This is a genomic window from Luteitalea sp., assembly GCF_022842525.1.
Taxonomy (GTDB): Bacteria; Acidobacteriota; Vicinamibacteria; order Vicinamibacterales; family Vicinamibacteraceae; genus Luteitalea.
This window is the reverse complement of the sequence record NZ_JALHPM010000255.1, coordinates 1-6,901: the sequence shown is the minus strand read 5'-3', so window position 1 is coordinate 6,901 and position 6,901 is coordinate 1. Positions and strand designations below refer to the sequence as shown.

The 6,901-nt window shown below is 69.3% G+C and carries 7 protein-coding genes and 1 pseudogene; 7 read left to right on the top strand and 1 reads right to left on the bottom strand.

Annotated elements, in window-relative coordinates:
• Window positions 1-444: hypothetical protein (locus tag Q0C41_RS28510; RefSeq protein ID WP_291989914.1), on the bottom strand; the 444-nt coding region annotated here is incomplete at its 3' end.
• Window positions 445-587: 143 nt separating this feature from the next.
• On the opposite strand from Q0C41_RS28510, the gene Q0C41_RS28505 reads away from it, so the two are divergent.
• The 7 genes and pseudogenes from Q0C41_RS28505 to Q0C41_RS28475 all read left to right on the top strand — a co-directional run.
• Window positions 588-1,658, top strand: coding sequence for a glycosyltransferase family 4 protein (locus tag Q0C41_RS28505; RefSeq protein WP_291989912.1), 1,071 nt, complete (start codon window positions 588-590; stop codon window positions 1,656-1,658).
• A gap of 4 nt (window positions 1,659-1,662) precedes the next feature.
• Entirely contained in the window at window positions 1,663-2,523 is an 861-nt protein-coding gene (locus Q0C41_RS28500; protein WP_291989910.1) for a glycosyltransferase family 2 protein, read from the top strand.
• Entirely contained in the window at window positions 2,520-3,263 is a 744-nt protein-coding gene (locus Q0C41_RS28495) for a polyprenol monophosphomannose synthase (RefSeq protein WP_291989907.1), read from the top strand. The genes Q0C41_RS28500 and Q0C41_RS28495 overlap by 4 nt, the downstream gene beginning before the upstream one ends.
• Before the next feature lie 28 nt (window positions 3,264-3,291).
• Complete coding sequence (locus Q0C41_RS28490; protein ID WP_291989906.1) at window positions 3,292-4,044, top strand: glycosyltransferase family 2 protein; 753 nt, start codon at window positions 3,292-3,294, stop codon at window positions 4,042-4,044.
• Window positions 4,041-5,036 carry an NAD(P)-dependent oxidoreductase gene (locus Q0C41_RS28485; RefSeq protein ID WP_291989903.1) on the top strand — a complete coding sequence of 332 codons (996 nt, stop codon included), beginning with the start codon at window positions 4,041-4,043 and terminating at the stop codon, window positions 5,034-5,036. Before Q0C41_RS28490 ends, Q0C41_RS28485 begins: the two co-directional genes overlap by 4 nt.
• Complete coding sequence (locus tag Q0C41_RS28480) at window positions 5,036-6,136, top strand: DegT/DnrJ/EryC1/StrS aminotransferase family protein (protein WP_291989901.1); 1,101 nt, start codon at window positions 5,036-5,038, stop codon at window positions 6,134-6,136. Before Q0C41_RS28485 ends, Q0C41_RS28480 begins: the two co-directional genes overlap by 1 nt.
• A gap of 87 nt (window positions 6,137-6,223) precedes the next feature.
• Window positions 6,224-6,901, top strand: a pseudogene (locus Q0C41_RS28475) (hypothetical protein); the annotation flags it as partial.

Below are 6,901 nucleotides of genomic sequence, written 5' to 3'. Positions count from 1 at the left end.
CCCCAGGGCGGCGAGGTCGGCGAGATGGGTGTCGTTCAATCCGTCGGACAGGACCTTGGACCGGAGGCGGTCGCTGTTCCACACGTCGAGGCAGTTCTGGAGGCCGAGCACGTCCACGTCGGCGGACGCCCCGGCAGCTTCGCGGAGATGAGGAGGGATGACCACGCGTCCCTGGGCATCGAATTCGGCCAGCTGGCCCCAGTAGGACGTCGTCATTTCGAAGGATTTGCGGGCCTGGTTCATCTGGGGCACGGCGCGGAGCTTTTCCTCGATCGCTTCCCAGACCTTGAGGGGGTACAGACGGACGAATTCCCCAGTGGGAGACAAGCTGGTCAGGTACAGCCCCGGCCCGAACTCCGCTTCGATGTGCGCACGGAATGCGCTGGGCACCTTGAGGCGCCCCTTGTCATCAATCTTGGTTGAAATGCGTCCGCGGAGCACCACGACTCTCCACTTTGGTCCACTTTGGTCCACGCCGAGAATAGGCACACGGCCTGCGGGTGTCAACTGGTAGTTCTCGGAAACTCCTGAGCCGGAAGGACTTCGCCTTAGTTTCGCCACCCGGCGCGTGCTAGGATGTGCGCCGCTTGGCCCTGACGGTTCTCGTCTGTGAAGCGCAGGTGCCCTTCGTCCGCGGGGGGGCCGAGGCGCTGGTGCGCGAGCTGGTTCGCCAGCTGGAGATGCACGGCTGTCTCGTCGAGCGCGTCAGCGTGCCCTTCAAGTGGTACCCCAAGACCGAGCTCATGGCCCATGCGGCGGCGTGGCGGCTGCTGGACCTGTCCGAGAGCTGCGGACGCCCGATCGACCTGGTCATCCCCACCAAGTTCCCGACCTACTGCGTCCGCCATCCGCGGAAGGTGGCCTGGCTGATGCACCAGTACCGCGCCGCCTACGACCTTTGCGGCACCGAGTACGCCGATTTCGACCATCGGGAAGAGGACACGGCGGTCCGGGAGCGGATCCGCGCGCTCGACCGGGAGATGCTCGGCGAGTGTGCCGCCGTCTACACGATCTCGCGCACGACGTCCGACCGGTTGACCCGCTTCAACGGGGTGCCGTCCACCCCCCTCTACCACCCGTCGCCGCTGGCCCCGAAGCTGCGGCCCGGCCCGTACGGCGACTACTTTCTCTCCGTGGGCCGGCTGGAGACGGTGAAGCGGGTGGAGTTGGCCATCTCGGCGATGGCCCACGTCCCGGCCCCGATGCGTCTGCTCGTGGCCGGTGAGGGCACGTTCCGGCACGGCCTCGAGCGCCGGATCGAGGAGCTGGACCTCGGGGATCGCGTGCGCCTGCTCGGCGCGGTGGACGAGCCGACACTCGTCGAGCTCTACGCCGGGGCACGGGGGGTGGTGTTCGCGCCCTTCGACGAGGACTACGGCTACGTCACGCTCGAAGCGTTCGAGGCGCGCAAGCCGGTGGTCACGGCCACCGACAGCGGCGGCGTGCTCGAGTTCGTCAGCCACGGCGTCAACGGGCTGGTCAGCGAGCCGGACGCGGCGGCCCTGGGCGCCTGCCTCGCCGATCTGGCAGACCGCCCCGACCGCGCCGCCGCCCTTGGTGAGGCGGGGTACGATAGCACCCGCGCGATCTCCTGGGACGGGGTCGTCGCCGCGCTCATCGCCGGTCCGGCGCGACGCGATCCATCGCCCGCTGCCTGACATCGTGGCCGCCCCCGACTCCGTGTCCGTCCTCATCCCGGCCTACAACGAAGGGCCTGTCGTCGGCGAGGTGATCCTCGCCCTCCGGGCCGCGGCCGCGTGGCACGAGATCCTGCTGGTGGACGATGGGTCGTCGGATGACACGGCCGCGTCGGCCGAAGCCGCGGGCGCACGCGTGCTGCGGCACCCCTACAACAAGGGCAACGGGGCCGCGGTGAAGACCGGCATTCGTGCCGCCACGGGTGAGTTCGTCCTCGTGATCGACGGCGACGGGCAGCACAAGCCCGAGGACGCCTGCCGCGTCGTCGACCAGCTCGGCGCCTACGACCTGGTCGTCGGCGCCCGGGCGGGCCACACCCAGGCCACCGGCGTCCGTCGCGCCGGCAATGGGCTGCTCAATGCGTTTGCGACCTACATGACGGGCCGGGAGATTCCCGATCTGACGTCGGGGTTCCGGGGCGCGAGGCGGTCGATCCTGCGCGAGTTCCTCCATCTGATCCCCAACGGCTTCTCGACCCCGACCACGACGACGCTGGCGTTCATCAAGGCAGGCTACAGCGTCGCGTTCCTGCCGATCGAGGCGCGCCAGCGGACCGGCGTCTCGAAGATCCGGCTCGCGCGCGACGGCACCAAGTTCCTGCTGATCATCCTGAAGATCGTCACGATCTTCAGTCCGATGAAGATCTTCCTGCCGGTGAGCGTCAGCTCGTGCCTCCTCGGCCTCCTGTACGGCGCGTGGACGGTGACCGTCTCTGGCCGCATCGCCAACGGCGCCGTCCTGCTGTTGATGCTCTCGGTGCTCGTGTTCCTCGTCGGTCTGGTCTCCGAGCAGATCTCGGCGTTGCGCTTCGAGGGACGCGGATGACGACGCCCCCACGCGTGCTGGTCGTCACCCCGACGTACAACGAGCGCGACAACCTGCCGGTGCTGGTGCGGCAGGTGATCGCGCGTGGCCCCCACTTCTCGATCCTGGTGGTGGACGATGCGTCGCCCGACGGCACGGGGGCCATCGCCGATGCCCTCGCCGCGGAGTTCCCGGGCCGCGTGCAGGTCATGCACCGGACCGGCAAGCGCGGGCTCGGGCGGTCTTACGTCGACGCCCTCTCGCTGGCGGTCACGCAGGACGTCGACATCGTCTGCCAGATGGACGCCGACTTCTCGCACGACCCGCAGTACCTGCCGGCGCTGGTGGAGGGCGTCACTGCCGGGGGCCTCGACCTGGTCATCGGGTCGCGCTACCTGCACGGCGTCAGCGTCGTCAACTGGCCACTCAGCCGCCTGATTCTCAGCACCTTCGCCAACCGGTACGTGCGCTTCATCACCGGGCTGCCGGCCCGCGACTGCACGAGCGGCTACCGCTGCTGGCGGCGCGAGGCCCTCGCCAGGCTGCCGCTCGAGCGGTTCGTCTCGGATGGCTACGCGTTCCTCGTCGAGATGCTGTTCGAGGCCATGGGGGCCGGCTGCCGCATAGGCGAGGTGCCGATCATCTACGTCGAGCGGCGCGAGGGGCAGTCGAAGATGTCGAAGAGCGTGATCCTGGAGTCGGTCTTCGTGCCCTGGCGCCTCGTGGCGCGGCACCCGTCGTGGCGCGGGCGCCGCGGTTGAGGTGTGTGCTAAGGTTGCCTGTTCGGGTATGCCAGACACTCCTGCCAGAACGCCTGCCGGCCTGAGCATCTTCTTCCCGGCCTACAACGACAGCGGCACCATCGCGAGCATGGTGGTGTCGGCGTTGCTGGCCGCGCGTGCGCTCACGCCCGACCACGAGGTCATCGTGTTCAACGACGGCAGCAAGGACAACACGCCGCAGATCCTCGACGAACTGGCGCGGATGTACCCGCAGGTGCGCATCGTCCATCACCCGGTCAATCGCGGCTATGGCGGGGCGTTGCGCAGCGGCTTTGCCGCGGCCACCAAGGACTACGTCTTCTACACCGACGGCGATGCGCAGTACGACCCGTCGGAGGTCACGCTGCTGTGGCAGCGGCTCGGCCCCGACGTGGACCTGGTCAACGGCTACAAGATCGCCCGCTCCGATCCGTTCCACCGCATCGTCATCGGCCGGCTGTACCACCACACGGTGCGGCTGCTGTTCGGGCTCGGCGTGCGTGACGTCGACTGCGACTTCCGCCTGATGCGGCGATCGATCTTCGACACCGTCACGCTGACCAAGAACAGCGGCGTGATCTGCCTGGAGTTGATGAAGAAGATCACCGACGCCGGCTTCCGGATCGCCGAGGTGCCGGTGCACCACTACCACCGGGCCTACGGCAAGTCGCAGTTCTTCAACTTCCGCCGCATCTTCCGTACCGGGATGGACGTGCTGCGGCTCTGGTACGACCTGGTGATCCGCAAGGACCACCCGCCGGCCTCGCAGGCGAAGGGATGACCGACTACCGCGCGTACTACGCCGGACGTCCCGTGATGATCACGGGCGGCCTCGGGTTCATCGGCAGCAACCTGGCGCGGCAGCTGGTCGACCTCGGCGCCGACGTCCTGCTGGTGGACTCGCTGATCCCGGACTACGGCGGCTCGCTCGAGAACATCCGCGGCATCGACGATCGCGTCCGCGTCAACATCGCCGACATCCGTCAGCAGACGACGATGAACTACCTCGTGCAGGGGCGCGAGGTCATCTTCAACCTGGCTGGTCAGGTCAGCCACATCGACAGCATGCGGGATCCGTACACGGATCTCGAGATCAACTGCCGCAGCCAGATGACCGTGCTCGAGGCCTGCCGGCGCAACAACCCCGGCGTGAAGGTCGTCTTCGCCGGCACGCGGCAGATCTACGGCAAGCCGGACTACCTGCCGGTGGACGAGAACCACCTGGTGCGCCCGACCGACATCAACGGCATCAACAAGGCCGCCGGCGAGCAGTATCACCTCGTCTACAACAACGTCTTCGGCGTCCGCGCCTGCTCGCTCCGGCTGACCAACTGCTACGGCCCGCGACAGCTCGTCAAGCACAACCGGCAGGGGTTCGTCGGCTGGTTCATCCGCCGCATCGTCGAGGACCAGGAGATCGAGATCTTCGGTGATGGCCTGCAGATGCGCGACTTCGTCTACGTCGACGACGCGTGCGACGCGTTCCTGCGGGCGGGCGCCATGGATGCGTGCAACGGGCAGGCGTTCAACGTCGGCGGACTCGAGCCGATCAAGCACCGGGACCTCGTCGAGCTGATGATCGAGGTGGCCAACTCGGGCCGGCGGCGCTACGTCGAGTGGCCGGCCGAGAAGAAGGCGATCGACATCGGCAGCTTCTACACCGACTCCACGCGCTTCCGCACGACCGCCGGCTGGGAGCCCGCCGTGACCCTGCGCGAGGGCCTCACGCGCACCATCGCGTTCTACCGCGAACACCTGCAGCGCTACCTCTGATGACTGCTCCGGACGTACGGGTGCCGTTCCTGTCGCTCAAGCCGGGCGACGATGCCGACGCGCTGCGCGGGGCGGTCACCCGCGTCATCGATCGCGGCTGGTTCATCCTCGGGCCTGAGCTCGAGGCGTTCGAGGCCGAGTTCGCGACGGCGGCGGGCGCCGCGCACGCCATCGGCGTGAACACCGGCACCGACGCCATCGCGCTGCTCCTGCGCGGCATGGGCATCGGCCCGGGCGACGAGGTGATCACGGCGCCGCTCTCGGCCGCCTACACGGCGCTGGCGGTGATGATGGCCGGGGCCCGGCCCGTCTTCGCCGACATCGACCCCGAGCGCCACACCATCTCGCCGGCCGCCGTCGAGGCGGCGATCACGTCGCGCACGGCGGCCATCATGCCGGTCCACCTCTACGGCCAGGCCGCGGACATGACGGCCATCGCGGCCATCGCGGCGCGGCACGGGTTGGCGATCGTGGAGGACGCCGCGCAGGCGCATCTGGCCTCGTGCGAGGGACGCCCAGTGGGGTCGTTCGGCGCCGGCGCCGCGTTCAGCTTCTATCCGACCAAGAACCTCGGCGCCCTCGGCGACGGCGGCGCCATCACGGTGCACGACGCCACCCTGGCCGACCGACTCCGCCGCCTGCGCAATGGCGGACAGCGGACGACCTATCAGCACGACGAGTTCGGCGTCAACTCGCGCCTGGACGAGATGCAGGCCGCCATCCTGCGGGAGCGACTGCAGCGGCTGCCCGCCTGGACGCAGCAGCGCCGGGCCCTGGCAGCGCACTACCGGATGCGGCTCGAGGGCGCCCCGGTCCATGTGCCGCGGGAGTTCGACGCCGGCCACGTCTACCACCTGTTCGTCGTCCGCACGGCGCAGCGGGAGGCCTTCCGGGCCCACCTGGCGAGCCAGGGCGTGCAGACGCTGATTCACTACCCGAAGGCCCTGACCCAGCAGCCGGCGATCCAGAGCGAGGCGCCGGCGACCTGTCCCCACGCCGAGCAGGCGGCCAGCGAGGTGTGCTCGCTGCCGTTGTATCCCTCGCTGTCACTGGCTGATGCCGAGCTGGTGGCCTCGGCCGTGATGTCGTTCCGGCCGTAGAGCGCCGACGGACCGTCCTATACTGGAAGCTCGCGCGCCCGGCAGTCGACGGTTTCGATGCCCGTGCCGCGCGTCCAGGTGGTCTCCATGCGCCGACGAGTCCTGCTCGCGGCCGCCGTTCTCGTGGCGGCGGCCCTGCCCGTGTCCGCACAGTCGGTGTCCCTCAGCTTGAAAGACGGCCGAGCCACGCTGATCACGCAGAATGCGACGCCATCGGCCATCCTTGCGGAGTGGGCCCGACTGGGCCAGGTCAAGGTCGTCGATGCCGATCGGATTCCCGGCACGCCGCTGACCCTCCGTCTCGAGAACGTCCCGGAGCGCGAGGCCCTCGACATCGTGCTGCGCGGCGCCGCGGGCTATATCGCCGCTCCGCGCGCCCAGGCGCTGGCCGGCACCCTGTCCCGCTTCGATCGGGTCATCGTCATGGCCGTGTCTCCCGGCGCGGGTGCCGCGACGCGCGCCAGTGCCTCGGCGCGTCCGGCGGCGATGGCCGCCGTCCAGGCCCCGCCGATCCAGGTCGAGGAAGACATGGCCGAGGCCCAGCCCGCCGTGATCGACGAGACCCCGGCACCAGCGCCAGGACCGGAGCAGCCTGCCTCCTCCACCAACTTCGACTACGCCAACCCGCAGCGCTACTTCGCGCAGCGACAGGCCGAACAGCAGGCCGCCGAAGCCGCCCAGCAGCAGCAGGCCCAGCAGCCGTCGGCGACGCCGCTCGGCAACGTCGGGCAGACCAGCGCGCGGCCGGGGTTCGCGCCGCCGCCG

Excerpts from the sequence above, each read along its gene's own strand:
- Q0C41_RS28495 (WP_291989907.1), top strand. The coding sequence starts at position 2,520 with ATGACGACGCCCCCACGCGTGCTGGTCGTCACCCCGACGTACAACGAG.
- Q0C41_RS28490 (WP_291989906.1), top strand. The coding sequence starts at position 3,292 with ATGCCAGACACTCCTGCCAGAACGCCTGCCGGCCTGAGCATCTTCTTC.
- Q0C41_RS28485 (WP_291989903.1), top strand. The coding sequence starts at position 4,041 with ATGACCGACTACCGCGCGTACTACGCCGGACGTCCCGTGATGATCACG.
- Q0C41_RS28480 (WP_291989901.1), top strand. The coding sequence starts at position 5,036 with ATGACTGCTCCGGACGTACGGGTGCCGTTCCTGTCGCTCAAGCCGGGC.